The organism is Pseudomonas sp. SIMBA_067, assembly GCF_046534675.1.
Classification (GTDB): Bacteria; Pseudomonadota; Gammaproteobacteria; order Pseudomonadales; family Pseudomonadaceae; genus Aquipseudomonas; species Aquipseudomonas putida.
Window position 1 is genome coordinate 1 of sequence record NZ_JAWRYH010000960.1, and the last position, 251, is coordinate 251.

Here is a 251-nt window from a genome sequence, read left to right on the forward strand (position 1 = left end):
CCGCGAATCAATAAAAGATTTTGCCTTAAATATTTCGACTTGGGCAGACGGGATTGTTGCGCGGGTTAATCAGCACAGTACGTTAACGACACTCGGTGAGTATTCATCCGTTCCTGTGATTAACAGTTTGTGTGATTTATATCACCCATGCCAAGCATTAGCTGATTTTTTAACGCTACAAGAAGTACATGGTGATGTTAGCCAGTTAAAGCTTGCCTATCTAGGTGAGGGCAATAATGTAACGCACTCAT

1 pseudogene is annotated in these 251 nt (G+C 41.8%); it reads left to right on the forward strand.

Annotated features, from left to right (window positions below):
• A pseudogene (locus tag SB765_RS32055) lies at positions 1-251 on the forward strand (ornithine carbamoyltransferase); the annotation flags it as partial.